The sequence below is a fragment of the Cobetia sp. MMG027 genome (assembly GCF_027947415.1).
GTDB lineage: Bacteria > Pseudomonadota > Gammaproteobacteria > Pseudomonadales > Halomonadaceae > Cobetia > Cobetia marina.
In genome coordinates, this window is sequence record NZ_JAQJIO010000005.1 from 362,617 (window position 1) to 385,409 (window position 22,793).

Consider the following 22,793-nt stretch of genomic DNA (forward strand, 5'->3'; position numbering starts at 1 on the left):
GGCTCTGCATGAGCGTCGGCACGCGAGGGGAAAGCCTGCAACGCGGCATTGCAGAGATGGAGGCGAGTGCGGATCGAGATCAATTGATAATTGTTCTTGTTTGTAATACCGTCCCTGCCAGTGATTTGCATTTCCACTCGCGACTCTCTGGCAGCATGGCCAGTGACCGAGGATGCAACCCAGTCTTGTTCTTCAGGAGATGTCCGTGCGGCGTTCCACTTCTTTCTCTTTCCCGAGGGCGCGCGCGTTTGGCGGCATGCTGCCCGCGCTGGCGCTGATGGTGCCTCTGTGTGCCACGAGTCTGCCGGTTCATGCACAGACGCTGCGTGACAGTGCGGCGAGTCATCAGCAGACCCAGGGGGAGTTGCAGTCGCGCATCGACGCGGCTGACGACGAGACCCGCGAATTGCTGGTGAGGCTGCGCGAGGCGCGTCAGGAAGCGGCGCGTCTGGAAAGCTATACCGCGGAACTGACCCCTCTCAATGCCGACCGTGCCGCGCGAATCGAGCGTCAGCGCACGGCGCTCGAGAATCTCGAGGCCACTCGCGAGTCCTTGCCGGGCCTGCTGCGTGAGCAGGTCAATGAGCTGGAAGCGTTCATCGAGCAGGACCTGCCCTTCCTGAAGGAAGAGCGTCTGGCGCGTGTCGCACGGCTGCGCGACAACCTGTCCAACGCCAGTCTCACCAATGACGAGCGCCTCGATCAGCTGCTCAATGCCTGGCAGCAGGAGCTGAGCTACGGCCAGGGCCTGGATACCTGGCGTGCGGGGCTGATCGGTGCGGAGGACACCGAGGTGCAGTATCTGCGTGTCGGTCGCGTGGGGCTTTATTACCTGACGCTGGATGGCCAGCACGGCGGGGCATGGAAGACGCAGAATGACAGCTGGCAGGTACTGGATGACAGTGCGCTGAGCGAGCTGCGCCAGGGAATCAGCATGGCGCGTGACCAGCAGGCACCGTCATTGCTCACCTTGCCGCTGTCCGTCCCGGTGGAAAACGTGGAGCTCGACGCCTCTCGTCAGGCTGTCTCCAATGCCGCTTCGTCTACCCCGTCCGCGCAGGAGTCCAGCTGATGTCCATGATGCACAAGACATTCCCGCGACTGTCGATGTCTGGCGCGCTCAAGCGCGGGTGGCTCGGCGTGAGCCTGCTGGGCGTGCTCGGCATGAGCGCGCTGCCGGCACATGCCGTGACCGGCTCCGCGGCACAGGCACTGAGCGTCGAGCAGTTCGAGCAGGCGGCCAGTCAGGCGGAAGGTCGCGATCAGACACGCCTGGAGACGTTGCTGTCGGACAGTGAAGCGCTCAAGGCGGCCGTGGCCAAGGCCGAGGCGCAACGTGACAGCCTGCGCGAGAAGCGCGAGACCCTTGAAGCCGAAGCGAAGCAGCAGCAGGCGACCCTCAGCGGCCTGGATGACGAGCGCCAGGCGCAGCAGGGTGATCTCGGCCAGGTCTTCACGGTGGCGCGCAAGCATGCGCGGGAAGTCCGTGAAGGGGTGGCCGGCAACTGGTTGCTGGCCGGTGGGCAGGCCCGACTGCCGGACCTTGGTCCGCGGGATGAAGTGCCCGGTCGTGAGCGACTCGCGGCCCTGACGGCCGACATCAGTAGCATCGCCCGCGAAAGTGGCCGTGCGCTGCGTTTCAAGGCACCGCTGGCCGGTGCCGATGGCAGCATCAAGCCACGCGAGATCGTGCGTGTCGGCGAGCAGATGGCCTTCAGTGGCGATCTGCTGCTCTCACCGTTGTCCGATGACAAGGCCGTGGATGGTGCAAGCGCACTGGAAAGTCTCGGCCTTGCCGGCAAGACGCCAGCGACCATGCGTGATCAGCTGGCGGCGTTCAATGCCGGCGATACCGATCGACTCGATTTCGATCCCACCGGGGGTGATGTCACCCGCGCCCTGTCACGTGCGCCGGGGCTGACCGAGCGACTCAAGCAGGGCGGGGCGGTCGGTTACGTGATCGTCGGGCTTGGCGTGCTGGGGCTGATCATCGCGCTGATCCAGCTGGTGCGCCTGACGGCCACGCGGCGCGCGGTCAAGCGTCAGGAAGCGGATCTGACCCAGCTCAAGGATGACAACCCGCTGGGCCGCGTGCTGACCCGCTTTGAAGGCATGCGTCATGATCATGAGCCGGAAGCGCTGGAAGCGCGTCTCGATGAGGCGCTGCTCGCCGAGCAACCGAAGCTGGAACGTGGTCAGGCACTGGTCAAGCTGCTGGCGGCCATCGCGCCACTGCTGGGTCTGCTGGGCACCGTGACCGGCATGATCGGCACCTTCCAGTCGATCACCGTCTTCGGTACCGGCGATCCGAAATTGATGGCCGGCGGCATCTCCCAGGCATTGGTGACCACCGTGCTGGGTCTGATCACCGCCGTGCCGCTGCTGTTCGCGCAGACCGGTCTGTCGAGCCTGTCGAAGGGGCTGATGGGACGCCTGGAAGGGCGTGCCAGTGCGCGTCTGGCGGATCACCTCGAGCGTCGTGCGCCCGCCGCCGCGGCGACGGCCAATGCCCGCACGCGGGAAACCGAGCATGCCTGAGTCGCTGGCCTCTTCTTCCCTGTTGCCCGGTGCGCTGGCACCGGTCATGCGGCTGGTGGATAGCGGCGGGCCTCTGATCGTGGTGATCTGCCTGATCGCCATGCTGCTGTTCGGTCTGGCGCTGGAGCGCGGCCTTTACTGGCGGCTGGTGCATCGGCCGGCACGCCGCCAGTTGATCCACGACTGGGTGGCGCGCAGCGAGCACCACAGCTGGTCGGCGCTCACTCACCGCGAGGTACTGACCCGTGAGCTGCTGTCACGCCTGCGCGCGCCGTTGCCGTGGCTCAAGCTGCTGGTGATGATCTGCCCGCTGGCGGGCCTTTTGGGCACCGTGACCGGCATGATTCACGTCTTCGATTCCCTGGCGATCGCCGGTACCGGCCAGGCGCGAGCGATGGCCGATGGCGTGGCGCGTGCCACCTTGCCGACCTTGGCCGGCATGGCGGTGGCGGTGGTGGGACTGTTGTTCGTGACCCGTTTCGAGCGTGTCGTGCGTCGTGAGGACCAACGCCTGCACGACCGCCTGGCGCGCGCCGTGGATGATGCCCGCAAGGGCAAGGTACCTGGCGGCATGTCCATCGCGCCTGACTCCGATTCCTCTGATACAAGCGAGACACCGCATGCGTAGACGTCGCATGGAAGCCGCGGAAGACAGCGGCGAGATCAACCTGACGCCAATGCTGGACGTCGTCTTCATCATGCTGATCTTCTTCATCGTCACCACCAGCTTCGTCAAGGAGTCGGGGGTCGAGATCCAGCGCCCCGAGGCCTCGCATGCCACGGCGCGTCCGGATGCGGCCGTGATGGTGGCGATCACCGCCGAGGGCGCGGTGTGGGTCGATGGCAAGCCGGTGGATGCCCACCGTGTCGGGGACGCGGTGGCGGAGCTGGCCGATGGCCAACCGGTGGTGATCCAGGCGGACCGTCAATCGCGGACCGGGCTGCTGGTGGAGACGATGGATGCGCTGCGCAGTGCGGGAGTGCAGGACATCGCGGTCGCGGCATCGAAAGGCGAATGACATGACGCGACGTCTGTATGCCAATCGACTGATCGGATTGCTGGGCGGAGCCCTGCTGGCGCTGGCCCTGTTCTATGCCCTGGCACTGCTGGTGGCGCCGCCGGTGAACGATGCGCCGGCGCCTGAGCCGCTGTCGGTCTCGACCGTTCAGGCGCCTGAAGAGGCACCCGCCCCTGAAGCGGCGCCGGCAGAGGCCTTGCCGACACCACCGGCCGAGCCACCGCCGCCGCCTAAAGCGGCACCGATGCCGTCACCAGAGGTGACAAGCTCGGTGGCGATCCCTGAGGTCAAGACACCACTGCCGCCAACGCCGGAGCTGACGCTGGATGACAGCCTGCCGCCACTGGAGGTGAAGCGTCCGCCGACACCGGAGCCGAAACCGGAGCCGAAACCGGATCCGAAACCCAAGCCAACGCCGAAGCCGGCCCCGGCACCCGCCTCCCAGGCGTCAGCCCAGTCCAGTGCCCAGGCCACCGCCAGTGCTTCTCGATCGGAGGCCAGGTCGACCCCGGCACCCGCGGCGCAAGGGGGCTCGCCCCGCCCGACGCTGCGCACGGCGCCTGAGTACCCCAGTCGTGCACGCCGGCGTGGCATCGAGGGCTTCGTCGAGGTGGCCTTCGTGATTCGTCCGGATGGCAATGTCGATGGCAGTTCGCTGAGGGTGGTGCGTGCAGAGCCTTCCGGTGTCTTTGATCGCGCCGCGATGAAGGCCATCGCGCGCTGGGAGTTCCCGGCGGCCCAGACAGCGCGTCAGGCGCGTCAACGGCTTGAGTTCCAGTTGCGTTGAGGCAACCCGGGCGCATGCAAAGCGGTACCTGTCATTCATGTCTTCGCCGCGAATCTGGTGTAGAAGAGAGCTGGTGTTGCAAGCAGATGGCAGGCATGACGCCTGAGGCGTATCTGAGACGTACTTGAGTCGTGGAGCAAAGGATATCCGTACGATGTCGAACCAAGACAAGCATTCCGCCAAGCGCTCACCGCGCGGGCAGTCCACGCGACAGGCGCCTGCCGAGTCAGCGACGCCTGAAGGTCTCGGCGCTCGTCTGATGACGGCGATTCGTCGCGGCGGGCGTCGCCTGACGCGCGTGACCCTGGTCTCCACCTGTCTGATGCTGATGATGGAGGTCGGGGGCGTCGCCACCGCGAATGGGGCAATGCGCGTGTCGGCGGAGGTCGCGGGGCAGCTGCGCACGCTCCAGTCACGGTTGGAAGAGGGGGATTACGACGAGGTCGGCGAGCGTGCCGAGCGGGAAGCCCGTCAGCAACGTGGCGAGGTACGTGCGCTGTATCTGTCGTTGGCCGCCAGCGCGCGGGCAAGACAAGGGGATCAGGCCCAGGCGGCGCGTCTCTATGGCGAAGCGCGCCGGTTGCCGGGCGTCGATGCCAGTCAGGCGCGCAAGTGGCTGCGGCGCGAAGCCATGCTGAGATTGCGGGCGGGAGAGCAGGAAGCCGGTACCGCACGTCTGGCGGAGTACCTGCATGGCGGCTCGGCGAGTGCCGATGATCTGTGGCTGGCCGTCAGCCTGGAAGCCAACCGTGGCCAGTGGTCGCGGGCCGAGGACTGGCTGGAGCGCGCCAGCAGAGCGAGTGCGCCTGAAGGCGATCGCCTGAAACTTGCCGTCAGCGTCTATCAGCAGACGGGACGCCATGCTGCGGCGGTGGCACTGGTCGAGCAGGGACTTGGCGAATCGCGGGATGCGCAGGACTGGCAGCGCGCCGTGGCGCTCTATCAGCGTCTCAATCAGCAGCGGCGTGCGGCGAGTACCTGGGAAGCCGCCTGGGCGGCGGGAATCGTCAGTGGTCGCGAGGCCTATCAGCAGCGCATCGATCTGCAACTGGCCGCCGGCGCGCCGGCGCGAGCCGCGGAGTTGATCGAGGCGGGACTTTCAACGTCGGCAACCCCCGAGGGGCAGCCGTTGCTGGTAGACACGCCGGTACTGCGTCGTCAGCTGGCAGAGGCCTGGACCTCGGCGCGCGACATCGAGCACTCGCTGACGGCGTGGGCGACGGTTTCCGAGCAGAGTGGCCGTGTCGAGGATGCTCGGCAGCTGGCGGAACTGGCCTATGACTGGGGGCGCTGGGATATCGCGAGCGGTGCCCTGGCCAGTGCCGGTGAGCGCGGGGATGATTCCGCGCGTCACTGGTTGCTCAGCGGTGTGGTCGCCCGTCAGCTTGACCAGCTGGACCCCGCGCGTGAGGCCTTCAAGAAGGCGCAGGCACGCGGCGCCGAAGGGGCCGATGACTGGCTGAAGTCACTCGCGCAGCGCTGAGGCGCCCACCCCCGCGATTCCTGGCTGTCTGACCGTCAGTGCAACGCAAACGCCGCCTTTCCTGGTCGTCCTGAGACGGGGGGAAGGCGGCGTTTGCGTATCTGGCGATCGTGTTCGCGCTAGCGTTGCTCAGCGTATCAGCCGATATCGGTCCAGACGGGCGCGTGGTCCGATGGCTTTTCCATGCCACGCAGCACGTAATCGACACCGGAATCCTTGATCAGCGGGGTCAGCCCCGGGCTGGTCATGATCAGGTCGATGCGCAGGCCGCGTCTGGGCTCGCGCTCGAAGCCACGCGAGCGATAGTCGAACCAGCTGAACTGGTCATCGACTTCCGGGTGCACGTGGCGGAAGCTGTCGGTCAGGCCCCAGGCGTAGAGACGCTCCATCCACTCGCGCTCGATGGGCTGGAAGCTGGTCTTGCCTTCGCGCAGCCAGCGCTTGCGATTGGGCTCGCCGATGCCGATGTCGCGGTCAGTCGCCGAGATGTTGTAATCGCCCATCACCACCACGTGCTGATCGGGGGTGTGGTCCTCTTCCAGCAGGCGGAACAGCTGCTGATAGAAGCGCGTCTTGTAGGGAAACTTCACCGGGTGCTCGACATTCTCGCCCTGGGGGAAGTAGCCGTTGTAGACGATCAGCGGTTCGCCGTTCGGGCCGTCGATCTCGACGCCGATCATGCGCTTCTGGGCATCTTCGCTGTCATCGGGCATGCCGTAATGCACCTTCTTCGGCACCTGGCGGGTCAGCATCGCGACGCCGTAGTGGCCCTTCTGGCCGTGCCAGACCACGTGATATCCCAGTGCCTCGATGTGCGCGTGGGGGAATTCACTGTCCTGCACCTTGGTTTCCTGCAGGCCGATGACGTCCGGCTGATGCGCCTCGATCAGCGCTTCCAGCTGATGCGGACGCGCACGGATGCCATTGATGTTGAAGGACACCAGTCGCATCACGCCTTGCCTCCCTCATCATTTCCGCCCTTGTCGTCCTGCTCGGCAGGGGCGTCCGGATGCAGCGGCAGCAGCGGGGCGGCGTTCATGCGTTCCAGCTTGGCGGCTGCCTGGCTCTTGCGCTGATCCTTCTTCTTGGCCACATAGCGAGGTCCGGAATGTACCTGATCCGGATTCTCGGCGCGCCACTTCTTGAAGTCCTTGCGGCGGCCGGTGCGAATCTGCACCTTGTCGGCGATGGAGCGGCTCTTCTTTCTGCGTGTCATCTTCGGGCTTTCCTGTTCGGTGTCAGCAGTCGCCAGCCTCGGGCACACGCGCAAGTCAGGGCGTGGCGTGCGGGCAATCGCATCAGTTGGCGGGCATTCTACCAGCCTGCACGGGGCAGGTGCCATGCGCCATGTCACACGCCGCTCCCCTGATGTCTGCAGGACGCAGATGGTGATGGGAGGTTTCCCCATGCCCGGGCGGGGTCATCACGATGCCACGCAGGGGCGCGAAGATGGTCACGTGCTGGTACAATGATCCGGCATCATCGTTGTTACCCGCAGGCGCGACTCGCGACTGGCCGCAGGATCCGAAGCCTCACCCTCCACACGCATGTCTCAAGTACCCTGCCTTCGCGGCACGTTGCTTGAATGCCGTGCCGGGGGAACGGCTCTCAGGACCCGCCAGCCTCGTTGACCTGGCCTGCAACGTACCGCCCGGTCGCTCCGGCAGGAAGCGTTCAGCGTGTCCTCGCCGGGCCCAAAGAAGATGACAGAAGACAACCATTCCACCGACACGCAGTACTGGCCGCCCTTGTGGCGACCCATGAGCCTGTCGGTTCCCTGTGCGCGGCGATGACATGACCGATGCCAGGTGAGCTGACCCTCATGGCCGACGTCCGCTCCAGCCCCTGCCGAACATTCGGGCAGGGGAGATCCGGATGCGTGAATCCGTTCAGAACAGGTGAGAGCATTCGTGCATGTCTGCACCCGGGGCCTGCGTGGCCCTGGAGACGCATACCCCCGAAGGGGAGCAGACAGGCACGGGATGACTCCCAATCCGGCAAAGGCGCATGCAGCCCGAGACGACCGCTTGTCACAAGCGGGTCAGGCGAACCAGGTGAGACCACTGGGCATGACGAACCATCCGGGTGTGGCCTGTCGTGGCGAGATTCCGAGAGCGGCCCGCGCCTGTCGCATATGAACCCTTGAAAAGAACGGATTACATGAGCGAGACGGATCAGACCCAGCCAGCCGCTGAGCAGACTCAGCAAGAGCCGCAGGACCCGAACCAGAAGCCCAGAAAGCCCAAGCGTCGTCGCCGCAAGCCGCGTCGCTCCCAGTCCAAGTGGAACCTTGATCAGTTCCAGGTCGCGCCGGTCGCCGGTCAGTGGCGCTTCCACGATTTCGATCTGCCGCTGCCGTTGATGCGTGCCATCCAGAAGGCCGGTTTCGAATACTGCACCCCGATCCAGACCCAGACCTTCGAGAAGGCGCTGCTGGGCGGTGACGTGGTCGGGCGCGCCCAGACCGGCAGCGGCAAGACGGCTGCCTTCCTGATCGCCACGCTCGCCTACTTTCTGGAAGAGAAGGCGCCGGAAGGTCAGAAGCCGGGTGCCCCGCGTGCCGTGATCATCGCGCCGACCCGTGAGCTGGCGCTGCAGATCGAGAAGGATGCCAAGGCATTCTCCGAATTCGCGCGCATCTCCGTGGCCTGCGTGGTCGGCGGGATGGACTACCAGAAGCAGCGTGAGCGTCTCGAGCGCAAGGTCGACCTGCTGGTCGCCACGCCGGGCCGCCTGCTGGACTTCCATACCAAGCGCGATGTCGATCTCTCCGAGACCGAAGTGCTGGTGGTCGACGAGGCCGACCGCATGCTGTCGATGGGCTTCATCCCGGACGTCAAGCGCATCATCCGCGCCACGCCGCGTGCCGAGGAGCGCCAGACACTGCTGTTCTCCGCCGAGCTGTCCTCCGACGTGCTGGGCCTGGCAGAGCAGTGGACGCATGAGGCCGCTCAGGTGGCGGTGGAGCATGAAGCCGCGGCTGCCATCCCGGCAGACAACGCGGGCGTGCAGGCCTATACCGTCAGCGACGACGACAAGCTGCGTCTGCTGGTCAAGCTTGTCGAGCAGGACGCGCTGGAGCGCGTGGTGGTATTCGGCAATACCCGTGCGCTGGTGCGTCGCATCGATGCCGCTCTGCGCGAGGCAGGCATCGAGGTGGCGCTGATGTCGGGTGCCGAGACCCAGACGGCACGTCTCGAGGCGCAGGACGCCTTCCGCAACGGCAAGCTCAAGGTGCTGGTGGTCAGTGACGTGGCCGGGCGGGGACTGCCGCTGGAAGATGCCACCCATGCCATCAACTTCACGCTGCCGGAGGTGCCGGAAGATTACGTGCATCGTGCCAGCTTCAGTGACGTGAGCCTGATCAGCTTCATCGGCGAGGAGGATGTGTTCTCCCTGCCGGAGATCGAGGAGTACATCCAGGAAACGCTGCCCCGCGAGCAACCGCCACAGGGCATGCTGTGACGCGAGGGTGATACCCCGCTCATGCTGGCTGTCTGGCCTGGATGACCGATGCCACTCATCAGGGCATGGCTCGGCAGCGCAGTCAGAAGAAAGTAAGCGCAAGACGGCGAACAGCTCAGGCTGTTCGCCGTCTTGCGCTAGGGCACCGCACGGCGGTCAGCTCGGCACAAGGAGAGACACGCAATGCTGGAAGACAGTCTCAAGGGCGAGATCCAGACCGCCTATCGCAAGCTGCTTGAGGGGCTTGAGCTGACGCCGCGCTATGGGCAGCGGCTGATGATCGCCGAGATTGCACGCACCCTGGGCAACATCGAGCAGAATCCGGAAGGGTATCGCCTCGGCAACGAGCACGTCTGCGTGCTGGAGGCCGGTACCGGTACCGGCAAGACGCTCGCCTACCTGCTCTCCGCGCTGCCGGTGGCCAAGGCACGCGACAAGCGGCTGGTGGTCTCCACCGCCACCATCGCGTTGCAGGAGCAGGTCATGCATCAGGACCTGCCGGCGCTCAAGAAGCATTCGGGGCTGACCTTCGACTATGCGCTGGCCAAGGGGCGGCGGCGCTATCTGTGCGTACAGAAGCTGGATCAGGCGCTGGAAGGCGTCGAGGACAACCCGACCATGGCGCTGTTCGAGCGCGACATGATCGCCAGCGATGGTGGCAGCTTCGTGGAGCTGGCCGGCAAGATGGCCGAGGACTATGCCAGCGGCGAGTGGGCCGGGGACCGCGACAGCTGGCCGCTGCAGGTCGAGGATCGCGACTGGGCGCGGCTGACCACGGACCACCGCCAGTGCACCAATCGCCGCTGCAGCCACTTCTCGGCGTGCGCCTTCTTCCGTGCCCGCCGTCAGCTGGAGCAGGCCGACATCATCGTCGCCAACCATGATCTGGTGCTGGCGGATCTCTCGCTGGGCGGCGGGCTGGTGCTGCCCTCACCCAGTGACTGCATCTACGTCTTCGATGAGGCGCATCACCTGCCGGACAAGGCGCTGGACCACTTCCACCACCGCACGCCGATCAATCAGACGCTGCGCTGGTTGGGCAATCTCAAGAAGTCGCTCACCGAGCTGAACGCGGCGCTGGGCAGTCAGCCGACCATCGGGCGCCTGCTGGCGCGCATGCCGGAGTTGCTGGCCGACATCGAGCCGCGGTTGGGCGAGGTGTTCGGGTTGGGCCACCAGCTGGCTGACCTGCCGGAGGGGGCGGGCGATGATGCCACCAATCATCGTTTCGAGCGCGGCCAGGCACCGGAGGCGCTCAAGGAGTTGGGGCACAATCTGCTCAAGGGCTTCGCGGAGCTGTCACGGGCGCTGGAGCAGATCGCCGATATCCTGCGCGAGAGTCTGGACCCGGAGAAGGCGACAGGCCTGCCCAAGGAGAATGCCGAGGACTGGTTGCCGCTGGTGGCCCTGTTGCATGGACGTGCGCTGGAAGCCCATGCGCTGTGGGAGGCCATCGGCCTGAGCGACCCCGCGGATGGCCCGCCGCATGCGCGCTGGCTGACCTTCGAGCGCTTCAATGGCGAACCGGAGATGACCGTCTCGGCCAGCCCCGTCTCGGCGGCGGAGACCCTGGCGCGCCACCTGTGGGGGGCCTGTTTCGGCGCGGTACTGACGTCCGCGACCCTGACGGCGCTCAACCGCTTCGAACGCCTGCAGGAGCGCGCTGGTCTGGCCAATCGCTATCGCTATCAGCGACTGCCCAGCCCGTTCGATTATGGCAAGGCGGTGCTGGCCATCCCGCGCGAGGCGGTAGAACCGTCGCCGCCCGGCCCGCATGAGCAGGCGATCGTCGATTTCGTCAATGCGCTGGATGTGCGCGAGGCGGTGCTGGTGCTGTTCAGTTCGCGCAAGCAGCTGGCGGCGGTCAACAAGGCGCTGGACAACGAGACCCGCAAGCGGGTGCTGGCCCAGAGTCGCCTGCCCAAGCACGAGCTGCTCAGTCAGCACCGCAAGGCGGTGGATGGTGGTCGCGGCAGCATCATCTTCGGCCTGGCGAGCTTCGCCGAGGGGATCGATCTGCCCGGCAAGTACCTGACCCATGTGGTGATCACGCGGCTGCCGTTCGCGGTGCCGGATGACCCGGTCGGTGCGACGCTTGCAGAGTGGATCGAGTCGCGAGGCGGCAATCCGTTCATGCGCATCGCGGTGCCCGATGTGTCCATCAAGCTGGTGCAGGCCTGCGGACGCCTGATCCGCAAGGAGGCCGATGAAGGGCGCATCACGATTCTGGATCGGCGCATCCTGACCAAGCGTTACGGTCAGCAGCTGATCGAGGCATTGCCGCCCTTCGTGCGCGAGATTGACGGCGTACGTCAGAACTGATCCGCAAGCCCTGATCTGCAAGTGCTGATTCGCAAGTACTGATTCGCAAGTACTGATTCGCAGGTACTGAGTGGCCACAAAAAAGCCCCGCCGATCGGCGGGGCTTTTTCTGTCTGCCTGTCCGGTGCGTATCAGGCTTCGGCGGACTGCTCGAGACGGGCGCGCAGGGCGTCCTTGAGCTTGGTGTCCATGGTCTTGAAGGTCTCTTCGGTGGTCGCCCAGTCGATGCAGGCATCGGTGATGGAAACGCCATATTCCATCTTGCTGCGGTCGGCATTGATCTTCTGGGCGCCCCAGTTGATGTGCGATTCGACCATCAGGCCCATGATGGAGCGGTTGCCCTCGAGAATCTGCTGAGTGACGTTTTCCAGCACCAGCGGCTGCAGGCCCGGGTCCTTGTTGGAGTTGGCGTGGGAGCAGTCGACCATCAGGTTGGCGGTGACGCCGGCCTTGGCCAGTTCCTGCTCGGCCAGGGCGACACTGACGCTGTCATAGTTCGGCTTGCCGTTGCCACCCCGCAGCACGACGTGGCCGTAGGCGTTGCCGCGGGTGCGGATGATCGCGACCTGACCGGCCTGATTGATGCCCAGGAAGTTGTGGCCGTGGGAGACGGACTGCAGGGCGTTGACGGCGACATCCAGCGAGCCGTCGGTGCCGTTCTTGAAGCCGACCGGGCATGAGAGGCCAGACGCCATCTCACGGTGAGTCTGGGATTCGGTGGTGCGCGCGCCGATGGCGGACCAGCTGATGCAGTCCTGCAGGTACTGCGGGGAGATCGGGTCCAGCGCTTCAGTGGCCAGCGGCAGGCCCATCTCGGCCAGTTCGACCAGCAGGCCGCGGGCGATGTGCAGGCCTTCCTCGATCTCGAAGGAATCGTTGAGGTGCGGGTCGTTGATCAATCCCTTCCAGCCGACCGTGGTGCGCGGCTTCTCGAAGTAGACGCGCATCACGATGTAGAGGCTGTCCTTGACCTCTTCCGCGAGCACCTTCAGGCGGCGAGCATAGTCGCGGGCGGCGTCCAGGTCATGGATGGAGCAGGGGCCGACCACCACCAGCAGGCGCGGATCTTCGCCGTCCAGAATGCGCTGGATGGTGCGACGGCCTTCGATGACGGTCTGCTCGGCCTTGTCGGTCAGCGGGATGTCCTGCTTGAGCGCCTGCGGAGTGATCAGTACATCCTGGGACAGGACGTTGAGGTTGTTGACGTGCTGTTCTGACATGACGGTGTCCTGAGCGTTGTTCGGTCCGCAATCGTGAGCGCAGATCCTGGCAGAGGCTGTCCCCCTGCCGTGAGTGGAGTCGTGAATGGCTCCATGGTATCTGCTGCTTTGACGCTTGTCAGCGGCTTTGGCGCAATATAAATCACCTGTCAAGGTAAATGGAGGGGTCAGGAGCGAGTGTCATGCCTGGCAATGAGTCAGTCGTAAAGTAAACGTTACACTTGAGCGAGTCAGCGTCGCCAAACACGGTCATCTCAGGCGTAGGCATGGAAAACCTGTGGCTTTGGCCACCACGTGTCTTGCCGTGCAAATGATAAACAGGAACACTGTGCGTTGATTTTGGTCGCCCGAACGGGTGCAAGGTAGCCAGTGTGCTGTTCGAATTGCGCGACGCATCCATGAGCATGAATGTCAAAGGGGCCGGATTCCATATGCGCGAGTCGCAATTTCCATCAGGTACTGATGCCCCGGGGACGTCTTTGCGAGTCGTCTCTAGCGGTGCCTCCACTCCCGCGGAGGGAGCGAGTGAATGAGTGTCAATGAGACAGATCAGCAGCTGGTCGAGCGCGCCCAGAAAGGGGATAACCGCGCCTTCGATCTGCTGGTCAACAAGTATCAACACAAGATTCTCGGCCTGATCAGCCGTTATGTGCATGATCATGCCGAAGTCCAGGATGTCGCCCAGGAAGCTTTCATCAAGGCTTATCGCGCCTTGTCCAATTTCCGGGCGGAGAGCGCCTTCTATACCTGGATGTATCGCATCGCCATCAATACCGCCAAGAATCATCTGGTCTCGCGGGGGCGGCGTCCCCCGGGGACGGATCTGGACATCGGGGATGCCGAGGTGCTGGATCAGTCCGGACGTCTGGCGGATGTCGAGACACCGGAAGCGGCCATGGCGCGTGACGAGCTGGAGAAGGTGGTGTTCGATGCCATCGAGAAATTGCCGGAAGACCTGCGCACCGCCATCACGCTGCGCGAGTTCGACGGTCTGTCCTATGAGGATATCGCCGAGGTGATGCAGTGCCCGGTGGGGACCGTTCGCTCACGCATCTTCCGTGCTCGCGAATCGGTGGACAAGGCCATCCAGGGGCTGCTCAGTCCTGCTGCAGCTGGGGCGGTAGCTGACTGAGAGGGGCACTGTTGAAGATGGCGTCTGGCGGTCGAGCAGGACCCGACAGGCAAGTATCTGTCTCCGATGGTCTACATCCTTGTCTGCTGAGAAAATTCATCAAAAACAATGGCTTGTTCAGATAGTGCATGAAAAGTGAATGTTTTCTGAATGAATCGCGGAACGAACTGGCGCGCGCGTGATCATAGTGTGCAGATTGCCGGTTCGTTCAGTCGGGCCGCCAAGAGTCATGCAGCGAGCCAGTCGTGTCATGACGCCATTCGTTGTCTGAAATGCAGGTTGTGCCCCGTGATGGCCTGTCGAGTGTGAGGGTATTTACGCATGAATCTTAAGACCACCGAATCCGTGAAGGAGTCGCTGTCCGCGCTGATGGATGCGGAGGGTGACGAGCTGGATCTGCGACGTGTCCTCAAGGGGCTCGACGAATCGCCTGAGGCGGCAGACACCTGGCGTCGCTATCATCTTGCGCGCAGCGTCATGCACCGCGAGCGCGAGAGCAGCTTCACCATGGATATCTCGGCGGCCGTGAGTGCCGAGGTCGAGATGATCTCCCGTGAAGCGCCGGTTGCCGAACCCGTGGCCGAGCGCCGCAGCCTCTTCTCCTTCGCAGGCTCTGCCGCGATCGCGGCGGGTGTCGCGGTGATGGTGATCACCGGTGTGCAGGTCTTCAACGGCACTGACACCGGCGTGCCGAGCCTCAACGGCTCAGGCGCGGAGCTGGCCAGCGGGGCTTCAGGCCTGCAGGGTGGCGCGGTGCATCAGGTCAGCCAGCCGTCCGTGAATGCCGAGGCTTCCCAGTGGGCACAACCGAGTGCTGCAGGCGGCCTGATGCAGGTCGGCGTGACGGCTTCCCCGTCACGTCCCATGTTCATGGCCCCGCAGAATGGCGGTTATGACTCCGGCATGTCGTCCAGCAACGTCGCGGCGGCGGATCTTGCCCAGCGTCGACTGCTTGAAGCGTACCTGAGCAAGTCGTCCGAGCGCGGCCCCGTGCCGGAGCGCAGCGAATGGATCAGTCTGCAGGATGTCGCCCAGTAACCTTCGCGGGATGACTGGCCTGCGATGGCGTCATTGCCAAGGTAGGTGAAAGCAGCAAGTGGCGACAGGAAAAGAGGGGCAGCCAGTGGCTGCCCCTCTTTTTGCGTCTGCATATCCTGGTTGCGCCCGCATATTCTGGTTGCGCCCGCATATCCTGGTCGCGTCCGGCCAGCGCCGTCACCTGGCGGTGTGGCCACTCTCCGCCTCAGTCATGTAGATAGCGATCTGCCGTCTGGATGTAGAGCGCCTCGACCTTGGCGCGTGCCCAGGGCGTGCGTCGCAGGAACTTGAGGCTGGAGTTGATGCTGGGGTCACTCAGGAAGCAATTGATGGGGATCAGTTCGCCCAGCGTCTCGAATCCGTAATGGTTAACCAGCCAGGTCAGCAACGCCTTGAGGGTGACCCCATGCAGGGGGTCGAGACGCGAGGTGGAGGGTGGCGGTACTTCGCTCATGAGAGTTCCTGTGCGGACATGGGTGTCATCCCGGTCGACCGGGATGATGGGCAATGGCGGCGGGGTGAGGTGAAGCGTCCCCCTGAAAGGCGTTATTCTACCCGTATGTGCTGCCGGCAGGTGGCGAGATTTCAGGAGTCGGCAAGATGATGCAGGAAGAAGGGCAGGTCACCGGTCATGGCAGGGAAGGGGTGTGGGTCGAGACTCAGCGCCGCTCCACCTGTGGAGCCTGCAAGGCTCGCAGCAGTTGCGGGAGCGGGCTGTTGAGCCAGTTCTCGCGCCGCAAGGCACACCGCGTGCTGATTCATGTGCCGCTTGGCGAGGCGTGGCCGATGGTCGGCGAACGGGTCGTGATCGGTATCGACGAATCCGCCTTCCTGCGCAGTGCGGGACTGCTGTATGGCCTGCCGCTGATGAGTGGCATGCTCGGCGGTATCGTGGCCGAGCAGCTGGCAGGCGCAGGGGCACTGGTGGTGCCGCTGGGCTTTGCGCTCTCGCTGGCGGCGGGGCTGGGCGTGGTGCGCTGGCATGCCGCGCGTCCTGAGCAGCAGGCGCTGTATCGTCCCCGCCTGCTGCGTCGCCTGGGGGTGGGCTCGCTGGCCATCAAGGCCGTCTGACGGCTCTTGCGCTCGGCTGACAGCTGCTCGTGCGCGTGAGCGGCAGTGGTCGACCCTCGCCCGTCCCCGAGAATGCCTGCTGCATGTCGTCTGTCGCTTTCATGCGACCTGATGTTGCGTCGAGCGCGGTATCATTCGCTGAACTTCAACGCCGTCTTGGCGTCAATGAATGGGACGTCGCCATGGTCGTGATGTGCGACGTCAGCATGCTGGATGGCAAGTGACAGCGTGCCTCATAACAAGTGACAGGACGTACCAGGAGTCGCATCGATGAAATCGCTTTCTCGCCTGATGGCGCCCGCGTTGGCCATGGCTGCCCTGATGGGTGCCCAGATGGCCCAGGCGCGTGAACTTCCCGATTTTACCCAGCTGGTCAAGGATTCGGCGCCTGCCGTGGTCAACATCGCGACCACCACCGAGATCAAACGTACCTCGGGCCCGGTGTTTCGTGGCCCGGATGGCCAGGAGATGCCGGAGTTCTTCAAGCACTTCTTCGGTGATCAGTTCCCCGGTCAGGGGCGTGGGGGGATCGAGAAGCGCTCCAGCCTCGGTTCCGGCTTCATCATCTCCGACGATGGCTACATCATGACCAACGCCCACGTCGTGGATGGTGCCGACGAGGTGATGGTGCGCCTGAATGACCGTCGGGAGCTGAAGGCTCAGGTGGTCGGCGAGGACAAGAAGACCGATATCGCGCTGCTCAAGGTCAAGGCGGATGATCTGCCCACTCTGCCGATGGGCGACAGTGACGCTCTGGAAGTCGGTCAGTGGGTGGCGGCCATCGGCTCGCCGTTCGGCTTCGATCACTCCGTCACGGCGGGGATCGTCAGTGCCATCGATCGCACGCTGCCCTCGGATGCCTATGTGCCCTTCATCCAGACGGATGTCGCGATCAACCCGGGCAACTCCGGGGGGCCGCTGTTTGATCTCGAGGGAGACGTGGTCGGAATCAACTCCCAGATCTACACCCGCTCCGGTGGCTTCATGGGGGTGAGCTTCGCGATTCCCATCAATGTGGCGATGGATGTGGCCGACAAGCTCAAGACCGATGGTCGCGTCGATCGTGGCTGGCTGGGGGTCGTCATCCAGCCGGTGTCCAAGGATCTGGCCGAATCCTTCGGGCTGGACCGGGCGCGTGGCGCGCTGATCGCCGATCTTGACCCGGATGGCCCGGCCGCAGCGTCCGGCCTCAAGGCGGGCGACATCATCATGGCGGTCGATGGCGATGAGGTGGAAACCTCCGCCAACCTGCCGCGCATGGTCGGTGCCAGCTCGCCGGGGGATTCGCTCAAGCTTTCCATCCTGCGAGATGGCAAGCATCAGACCCTGCAGGCCAAGGTAGGTCACTGGCCGGGCAGCGATCAGGACGAGATTGCCGCTGCCAGCAATGACAAACAGGGCCTGGGCATTGCCGTGACCGAGCTTGGCAAGGCGGCGCTGGCAGACATGAACCTCGACAATGGCGTCAAGGTGCTGGAGGTCGACCCACAGGGCGTGGCGGCAGAGGCGGGCATCACTGCCGGCGATGTGCTGGTCGAGCTCAATCAGCAGCCGTTGACCAGCGTGCAGTCGTTGCGTGACGTGGTGGCCAAGCTGCCGGCGGATCGCCCGGTCTCGCTGCGCCTGGTGCGCAACGGTCGCCCGCTGTACATCGCTCTGCGCATGCGCGATGAATGACGCGGACGCCAGCAAGGGAGGCGAGTGACGACGGGGCGCACGGGCGACTGTGCGCCCCGTCTGCATTCAGGGGCGAGCCCCTTCTCGCGGGGCTCGCAAGAATGAGGATTGCCCTGTGACTGCCGTTCGAACGGCTGGGTGAGAGAGGTGCAAAAGGTAACGCCTTCTATCATCGCCTCAAGTCGGACTGTACAATGCGTGCAATTCGATTTCCGTCGTCTCCCGTGTTGGCCGTGTGATTTCACGGAGACGGGCACAAATACAGAGCAGTGATCCATGACCGAACGCGTAACGCCGCCGTCCTTGAAGCATATCCGCAACTTCTCAATCATCGCCCACATCGACCACGGCAAGTCCACGCTGGCTGACCGCATCATTCAGCTGTGCGAAGGCTTGAGTGACCGTGAGCTCAAGGAGCAGGTGCTTGACTCGATGGACATCGAGCGTGAGCGCGGCATCACCATCAAGGCTCAGTCGGTGACCCTCGACTACCACGCCGATGATGGCAATACCTATCAGCTGAACTTCATCGATACCCCGGGCCACGTCGACTTCTCCTATGAAGTCTCGCGCTCGCTGTATGCCTGTGAAGGGGCGCTGCTGGTGGTGGATGCCGGTCAGGGCGTCGAAGCCCAGTCGGTGGCCAACTGCTACACCGCCATCGAGCAGGGCCTCGAGGTGCTGCCGGTCCTCAACAAGATGGATCTGCCGCAGGCGGACCCGGAGAAGGTCTCCCAGGAGATCGAGGAGATCATCGGTCTGGACGCGACGGATGCCTGTCAGGTGTCGGCCAAGTCTGGCATGGGCATGGAAGCGCTGCTCGAGCGTCTGGTGCGTGACATTCCGCCGCCCAAGGGCGATCCGGAAGCGCCGCTGCAGGCGTTGATCATCGACTCCTGGTTCGACAACTACCTCGGCGTCGTCTCGCTGGTACGTATCTTCGACGGCACCCTGAAGAAGGGTGAGAAGATCCGCCTGAAGTCCACCGGCCGCGACTGGGAAACCGGCGCGATCGGTATCTTCACGCCCAAGCGCAAGGAAACCGGTGTGCTGCGTGCCGGCGAGGTCGGCTTCATCGTCGCCGGCATCAAGGACATCATGGGCGCGCCGGTGGGTGACACCATCGTGCACACCAAGACGGCCGACAAGGTCGAGCGTCTGCCGGGCTTCCAGAAGGTCAAGCCGCAGGTCTACGCCGGCATGTTCCCGATCAGCTCCGATGACTACGAGGACTTCCGTGACGCGCTGCAGAAACTGGCGCTCAACGATGCCTCGCTGGATTACGAGCCGGAGAACTCCGACGCACTGGGCTTCGGCTTCCGCGTCGGCTTCCTGGGCACCCTGCACATGGAGATCATCCAGGAGCGTCTGGAGCGCGAGTACAATCTCGACCTGCTGACGACTGCGCCGACGGTGATCTACGAGGTGCTGATGGACAACGGCGACGTGCTGCCGGTGTCCAACCCCTCGAAGCTTCCGGACATGGCCAACGTCGATGAACTGCGTGAGCCGATCTGCCGCGCCACCATCCTCGTGCCACAGGAATACGTCGGCAACGTCATCACCGAGTGCGTCAATCGTCGCGGCGTCCAGCTCGACATGCAGTTCCTGGGCAGCCAGATCCAGCTGGTCTACGAGCTGCCGATGGCCGAGGTCGTGATGGACTTCTTCGATCGCCTCAAGTCCATCTCCAAGGGCTATGCCTCTCTGGATTACAGCTTCGAGCGTTTCGAGGCGGCCAAGCTGGTACGTCTGGACGTGCTGATCAATGGCGATCGCGTCGATGCGCTGGCGGCCATCATCCACCGCGACCATGCTCACGGCCGTGGCCGACTGCTGGTCGAGAAAATGAAGGAACTGATTCCGCGTCAGATGTTCGACGTGGCGATCCAGGCGGCCGTCGGTGGCCAGGTCGTGGCACGCTCCACCGTGAAGGCGCTGCGCAAGAACGTGACCGCCAAGTGCTACGGCGGCGACGTCAGCCGCAAGAAGAAGCTGCTCGAGAAGCAGAAAGCGGGCAAGAAGCGCATGAAGCAGGTCGGCCGGGTGGAAATTCCCCAGGACGCCTTCCTTGCCGTGCTCAAGATGAACGACTGATGCAGGCCGCCGGCTGGCGGCCTGCCCCAAGACCCAGGGCAGACAGGGATGACGATGGATTTCTCGCTAGTATTGGTGATTGCCGTAGCGGTAGCCGGCGTGGTGTGGCTGATAGACCTGATTGCCCTGCGCGGTGCGCGCAAGGCGCGTCTGGCCAAGGCCGAGGCATCCGTCGAAGGGGAGCTGGACAGTGGTACGCGTGAGAAGCTGACGCGGGACCCGTGGCTGGTGGACTATGCCAAGTCGTTCTTTCCGGTACTGTTGCTGGTGCTGGTGGTGCGCTCATTCGCCTATGAGCCGTTCCAGATTCCCTCCGGCTCGATGCTGCCGACGCTCAAGATCGGCGACTTCATCCTGGTCAACAAGTATGACTATGGCCTGCGCCTGCCGGTGGTCGACACCAAGGTGCTGGAGGTCGGCGAGCCCGAGCGTGGTGACGTGATGGTGTTCCGTTTCCCGGAGGACCCGTCCACCAACTTCATCAAGCGCGTCGTCGGTCTGCCCGGTGACACCATCCGCTATGAGGGCAAGCAGCTCTACGTGAATGGCCAGGCGGTCAGCAAGACGCTCAATGCGCGCAATGTCAGTGAGCAGCCCGGCGAGAGTCTGCTGGATGAGACACTGGGGAAACACGCCCATCAAATCTACAATAACCCTCAGGACCCCGGCCCGCAGATGCGCGAGATCCGGGTGCCTGAAGGCCAGTACTTCGTGATGGGTGACAACCGCGACCATTCCAACGACAGCCGCTACTGGGGCTTCGTGCCGGAAGAGAACATCGTCGGCAAGGCGGTCGCGGTGTGGATGCACTGGAAGGACGGATTCCCGGACTTTTCCTCGGTACGCCTGATTCATTGATCAGTGCATTGACCGGGCCGCCGAGAGGCGGCCCGGTCGTGTCTGGCAGCGCCGCCCGGCGGCGTGCCAGTACCGCAAGGACGGATCTTTCGACATGGGACGATGCGTCGTGCCTGCCATGTCAACCTGCTGTTCATCATGTCGGACCCGAGGCCACGAGCCTGCGGGCAGCGCGGCTGACGAATATCGGATTGGGATGGTGGCGATCGGCAACTCCTCAAGCCGTGTAGGCTTCGGGCATCGCGAAGCATGTCGATGACGACAGGCATCAGCCGTCAAGACTGATGCACCATTCGACAGGACGCCTGCGGGCGTCAGCGACAAAAAGAGAGTAGGGAGACCTGTGAGTAGCCCGCTGAATGCCTTTGTAAAGCGTATCGGCCACACCTTCGAGGATGCCAGTCTGTTGGAACTGGCATTGACCCATCGAAGCTATGGTGGCCAGAACAATGAGCGGCTCGAGTTTCTTGGCGATTCCATCGTCAACTTCGTGATCGCCGAAGCGCTGTTCCTGCGCTTCCCCCAGGCCCGTGAGGGCCAGCTGTCACGCCTGCGTGCGCGTCTGGTCAAGGGCCAGACCCTGGCGGAGCTTGCCCGTGAGTTCAAGCTGGGCGAGAACCTGCGCCTGGGCTCCGGCGAGATGAAGAGCGGCGGTCATCGTCGCGAATCCATCCTGGCCGATGCCGTGGAAGCCGTGATCGGTGCCATCTATCTGGATGCTGGCATGCAGGTCGTGCGTGAACACGTGCTGCGCTGGTACGACAGCCGTCTTGAGGCGTTGAACCTCCAGGACACCCAGAAAGATCCCAAGACACGTCTGCAGGAATTCCTGCAATCGCGTCAGGCGGCCCTGCCACGCTATGAGGTGACCAGCGTCGAAGGCGAAGCGCATTCGCAGACCTTCAGCGTCGATTGCCACGTCGAGATGATCGACACCAAGACCACAGGCGTCGGCTCCAGCCGTCGCCATGCTGAACAGCAGGCGGCCGAGTTCGCGCTGCAACTGCTCGAACCTGCCCGCGGAGGCCGCTCATGAGCCATACCCCAGAAGACAACGTCACCCCGAGCGGCGACGCCCCTGATGCCTCTACCGAGACGCACACCGGCAACGCCGATGCCCTCGAGGGCATGCTGGCGGCCGCCGGTGTCAGCGATCAGCCGCTGCCGGATACCCGCTGTGGCTTCGTCGCCATCGTCGGGCGCCCCAATGTCGGCAAGTCGACGCTGATGAACCACATCCTGGGCCAGAAGGTCTCGATCACCTCGCGTCGTCCGCAGACCACACGTCACCAGGTGATGGGCATCCACACCGAGGACGGCACCCAGTGCGTCTTCGTCGATACCCCGGGGATCCACATCATGCAGCGCGATCGCAACAAGGCGATCAACCGCTTCATGAACCAGACCGCCACCCAGGCGCTGCGCGATGTGGACGCCGTGGTGTTCATCGTCGACCGCACCCGCTGGATGGAAGAAGACCAGATCGTGCTCGAGAAGCTGGCCCACGTGAAGGCGCCGGTGATTCTCGTCGTCAACAAGATCGACTGGCTGAAGGACAAGACCACTCTGGCCCCTTGGCTCCAGAGTCTGCAGGAGCGTCGTGACTTCGCGGCCATCATCCCGATGTCGGCCAAGAATGGCACCAACATCGACCTGCTGCTCGAGAACGTGATGGGGCGTCTGCCGCACGGCGAGCACATGTTCGCGGATGATCAGATCACCAACAAGAGCTCACGTTTCCTGGCCTCCGAGCTGGTGCGCGAGAAGGTGATGCGTCAGCTGGGCGACGAACTGCCGTACCAGATGACCGTCGAGATCGAGGAATTCAAGACCGATCAGCGCGGTACGCTGCACATCAGCGCGCTGATGATGGTCGAGCGTCAGGGCCAGAAGAAGATCCTGATCGGCGAGAACGGCGAGCGCATCAAGAACATCGGTCGCGAAGCGCGTCTCGAGATGGAGCGTGCCTTCGATGCCAAGGTGATGCTCAACCTGTGGGTCAAGGTCAAGCGTGGCTGGTCGGATGACGAGCGCGCGCTGAAAAGCCTGGGTTACACCCACGACAAGGACTGATGCTCCCCGCCCC

20 protein-coding genes are annotated in these 22,793 nt (G+C 64.0%); 16 read left to right on the forward strand and 4 right to left on the reverse strand.

All coding sequences use genetic code 11. The annotated features are described in order from the left end of the window. Positions 1-205: 205 nt before the first annotated feature. From PJK54_RS09080 to PJK54_RS09105, 6 genes are all read left to right on the forward strand, one after another. A complete protein-coding gene (locus PJK54_RS09080) occupies positions 206-1,072 on the forward strand; it encodes a DUF3450 domain-containing protein (protein ID WP_167593047.1) in 867 nt (288 codons plus the stop codon). Continuing rightward, entirely contained in the window at positions 1,072-2,538 is a 1,467-nt protein-coding gene (locus PJK54_RS09085) for a MotA/TolQ/ExbB proton channel family protein (RefSeq protein WP_258038154.1), read from the forward strand. The genes PJK54_RS09080 and PJK54_RS09085 overlap by 1 nt, the downstream gene beginning before the upstream one ends. After that, entirely contained in the window at positions 2,531-3,166 is a 636-nt protein-coding gene (locus PJK54_RS09090) for a MotA/TolQ/ExbB proton channel family protein (RefSeq protein ID WP_077372123.1), read from the forward strand. Before PJK54_RS09085 ends, PJK54_RS09090 begins: the two co-directional genes overlap by 8 nt. Next, positions 3,159-3,557 carry an ExbD/TolR family protein gene (locus tag PJK54_RS09095; protein ID WP_077372126.1) on the forward strand — a complete coding sequence of 133 codons (399 nt, stop codon included), beginning with the start codon at positions 3,159-3,161 and terminating at the stop codon, positions 3,555-3,557. Before PJK54_RS09090 ends, PJK54_RS09095 begins: the two co-directional genes overlap by 8 nt. A gap of 1 nt (position 3,558) precedes the next feature. Next, complete coding sequence (locus tag PJK54_RS09100; protein WP_077372129.1) at positions 3,559-4,344, forward strand: energy transducer TonB; 786 nt, start codon at positions 3,559-3,561, stop codon at positions 4,342-4,344. 154 nt (positions 4,345-4,498) lie between these two features. Beyond that, positions 4,499-5,827, forward strand: a complete 1,329-nt coding sequence (locus PJK54_RS09105; RefSeq protein WP_271302680.1) for a hypothetical protein — start codon at positions 4,499-4,501, stop codon at positions 5,825-5,827. Positions 5,828-5,964: 137 nt separating this feature from the next. On the opposite strand, the gene xthA is transcribed toward PJK54_RS09105, so the two are convergent. Next, on the reverse strand, positions 5,965-6,777 hold the full coding sequence (gene xthA, locus PJK54_RS09110) for an exodeoxyribonuclease III (RefSeq protein ID WP_077372136.1): 813 nt from the start codon (positions 6,775-6,777) through the stop codon (positions 5,965-5,967). Then, complete coding sequence (locus PJK54_RS09115) at positions 6,777-7,043, reverse strand: hypothetical protein (RefSeq protein ID WP_077372139.1); 267 nt, start codon at positions 7,041-7,043, stop codon at positions 6,777-6,779. Before PJK54_RS09115 ends, xthA begins: the two co-directional genes overlap by 1 nt. A 944-nt stretch (positions 7,044-7,987) precedes the next feature. Here PJK54_RS09115 and PJK54_RS09120 point away from each other — a divergent pair. Together PJK54_RS09120 and dinG are read left to right on the forward strand one after the other, a co-directional pair. Next, on the forward strand, positions 7,988-9,292 hold the full coding sequence (locus tag PJK54_RS09120) for a DEAD/DEAH box helicase (RefSeq protein ID WP_077372143.1): 1,305 nt from the start codon (positions 7,988-7,990) through the stop codon (positions 9,290-9,292). A gap of 183 nt (positions 9,293-9,475) precedes the next feature. Continuing rightward, the gene (gene dinG, locus PJK54_RS09125; RefSeq protein WP_077372146.1) at positions 9,476-11,614 is read left to right on the forward strand and encodes an ATP-dependent DNA helicase DinG; all 2,139 of its coding nucleotides are present in this window, start codon (positions 9,476-9,478) and stop codon (positions 11,612-11,614) included. Positions 11,615-11,745: 131 nt separating this feature from the next. Here the strand turns inward: dinG and PJK54_RS09130 are convergent, their stop codons facing one another. Further along, positions 11,746-12,834, reverse strand: a complete 1,089-nt coding sequence (locus tag PJK54_RS09130; RefSeq protein ID WP_077372149.1) for a 3-deoxy-7-phosphoheptulonate synthase — start codon at positions 12,832-12,834, stop codon at positions 11,746-11,748. A gap of 529 nt (positions 12,835-13,363) precedes the next feature. On the opposite strand from PJK54_RS09130, the gene rpoE reads away from it, so the two are divergent. Beyond that, positions 13,364-13,966, forward strand: a complete 603-nt coding sequence (rpoE, locus tag PJK54_RS09135; RefSeq protein WP_271302681.1) for an RNA polymerase sigma factor RpoE — start codon at positions 13,364-13,366, stop codon at positions 13,964-13,966. A 321-nt stretch (positions 13,967-14,287) separates the two neighbouring features. Beyond that, a complete protein-coding gene (locus tag PJK54_RS09140; RefSeq protein ID WP_077372155.1) occupies positions 14,288-15,004 on the forward strand; it encodes a sigma-E factor negative regulatory protein in 717 nt (238 codons plus the stop codon). A gap of 205 nt (positions 15,005-15,209) precedes the next feature. On the opposite strand, the gene PJK54_RS09145 is transcribed toward PJK54_RS09140, so the two are convergent. Then, positions 15,210-15,458 carry a VF530 family protein gene (locus PJK54_RS09145; RefSeq protein WP_271302682.1) on the reverse strand — a complete coding sequence of 83 codons (249 nt, stop codon included), beginning with the start codon at positions 15,456-15,458 and terminating at the stop codon, positions 15,210-15,212. A 146-nt stretch (positions 15,459-15,604) separates the two neighbouring features. Here PJK54_RS09145 and PJK54_RS09150 point away from each other — a divergent pair, with 146 nt between their 5' ends. The 6 genes from PJK54_RS09150 (at position 15,605) to era (ending at position 22,780) form a co-directional block, all read left to right on the forward strand. Beyond that, positions 15,605-16,075: a SoxR reducing system RseC family protein gene (locus tag PJK54_RS09150; RefSeq protein WP_271302683.1), complete on the forward strand. Its 471-nt coding sequence runs from the start codon at positions 15,605-15,607 to the stop codon at positions 16,073-16,075. Between the two features lie 270 nt (positions 16,076-16,345). Continuing rightward, positions 16,346-17,752 carry a DegQ family serine endoprotease gene (locus PJK54_RS09155; RefSeq protein ID WP_271302684.1) on the forward strand — a complete coding sequence of 469 codons (1,407 nt, stop codon included), beginning with the start codon at positions 16,346-16,348 and terminating at the stop codon, positions 17,750-17,752. Between the two features lie 276 nt (positions 17,753-18,028). Further along, the gene (lepA, locus tag PJK54_RS09160) at positions 18,029-19,849 is read left to right on the forward strand and encodes a translation elongation factor 4 (RefSeq protein ID WP_077372164.1); all 1,821 of its coding nucleotides are present in this window, start codon (positions 18,029-18,031) and stop codon (positions 19,847-19,849) included. A gap of 54 nt (positions 19,850-19,903) precedes the next feature. Then, complete coding sequence (lepB, locus tag PJK54_RS09165; protein ID WP_077372167.1) at positions 19,904-20,707, forward strand: signal peptidase I; 804 nt, start codon at positions 19,904-19,906, stop codon at positions 20,705-20,707. Between the two features lie 343 nt (positions 20,708-21,050). Then, on the forward strand, positions 21,051-21,743 hold the full coding sequence (gene rnc, locus PJK54_RS09170) for a ribonuclease III (RefSeq protein ID WP_077372170.1): 693 nt from the start codon (positions 21,051-21,053) through the stop codon (positions 21,741-21,743). 92 nt (positions 21,744-21,835) lie between these two features. Next, positions 21,836-22,780 carry a GTPase Era gene (era, locus tag PJK54_RS09175; protein WP_077373161.1) on the forward strand — a complete coding sequence of 315 codons (945 nt, stop codon included), beginning with the start codon at positions 21,836-21,838 and terminating at the stop codon, positions 22,778-22,780. Positions 22,781-22,793: the final 13 nt, after the last annotated feature.